This is a genomic window from Neobacillus drentensis (genome assembly GCF_036966985.1).
In the GTDB taxonomy this organism is placed as follows: Bacteria; Bacillota; Bacilli; order Bacillales; family Cytobacillaceae; genus Neobacillus; species Neobacillus drentensis_E.
Window position 1 is genome coordinate 1 of record NZ_JBALSN010000646.1, and the last position, 1262, is coordinate 1262.

The 1262-nt window shown below is 31.0% G+C and carries 1 protein-coding gene; it reads left to right on the forward strand.

Translation table 11 applies throughout. From position 1 onward, the window contains the following. Positions 1-433: 433 nt before the first annotated feature. A complete protein-coding gene (locus tag V7659_RS29725; RefSeq protein ID WP_335453397.1) occupies positions 434-754 on the forward strand; it encodes a winged helix-turn-helix transcriptional regulator in 321 nt (106 codons plus the stop codon). Positions 755-1262: the final 508 nt, after the last annotated feature.

A 1262-nucleotide genomic window follows, 5' to 3' on the forward strand; every position in this document is an offset into this window, starting at 1 on the left:
CACAAACTATTTCGAATTTAAATTTCTTTAATTAAAGATATTAAGGTAAAAAAATCGCTCTTATTTACCATGATTAGAATGGAACGTTTCTTTTGCGTATTCGATCTCTAAACCCCATATGTTCAACCATGTCCCTTAGCACTGTCTGACTCCCCTCTCAGGTAATTTTTCTCGAATAATATATTTTCAACAAAATAATCTTGAATTAAAATATTTTGAATTCGAGATAATTTTATTATATATAATTTAATTGAAATGTCAACATTGAATTTAAAAATTATTTTATTTTATGGTTACTTTTTTATACAAATTTCCTTTTAAACTTGATCTATTAAATCTTTATTTATTAGAGTATTTACGATATAATTATTAATATCGAAAAAATACCTTGTTACTTTTAGTATACAATCATTGCAAATTGGAGGTGTTTATCTTGAGTGAGAAGGAAACACAGGATAAAGTATGTTCAAAGGTCGAAGAATCGTACAATATTATCGGAAAAAAATGGATGGGTTTAATCATTCATACTCTAATGGAGGAACCAAAACGGTTTAGTGAAATCCATGCTTATATTCCAGATTTAAGTAAGAGAATGCTTAACGAACGAATTAAGGAACTTGAGGATTGCGGAATCGTCCTAAGGAATGTAATTACAGATCGCCCGGTACGAACAGAGTATTCACTCACAAAAAAAGGGACGGAATTAGGAAGAGCCCTAAAGACAGTAGAGGATTGGGCTGATAAATGGCTATAAAGTGATTCTTCAATTATTGTGAAAACTCCTGATTCATAAGATGTTAATTATGACAACCTTTCCATTTTTTGGAGAGGTTGTTTCATTATTAAATACACTTTCACGATTCACTGCTTACTCTAACTCTATTTAATTCAAAAACAAGACTGCCAAGCCTCTTCTTTAAAAAGGTGGCTTGGCAGTCAAATTAACTTAATGGCTGTGCCTCTAAATCCTTTTCTTTAAAAAGCAGACATCATGAGCCTGGACATGGCTTGATATAACAGAGCCGTCGACTGAAAATAGAACAGATTATGTACTAGTAGTTCCAATGTCTACACCTATCATATATTTTGAACACACTATTTCTTCCTTCTTACAAAGGACATTTTACTGCTTCCTAATCAAGGAGAGAAACTCAAAATGAGCTTCTCTCCTTCATGTAAAGCAATTATAGATGTGTTACGAAACCTTCCTCTTTAATTTATAATAGTAGTATTGTTTTTTAAACAAACAAATTAAGCAATAA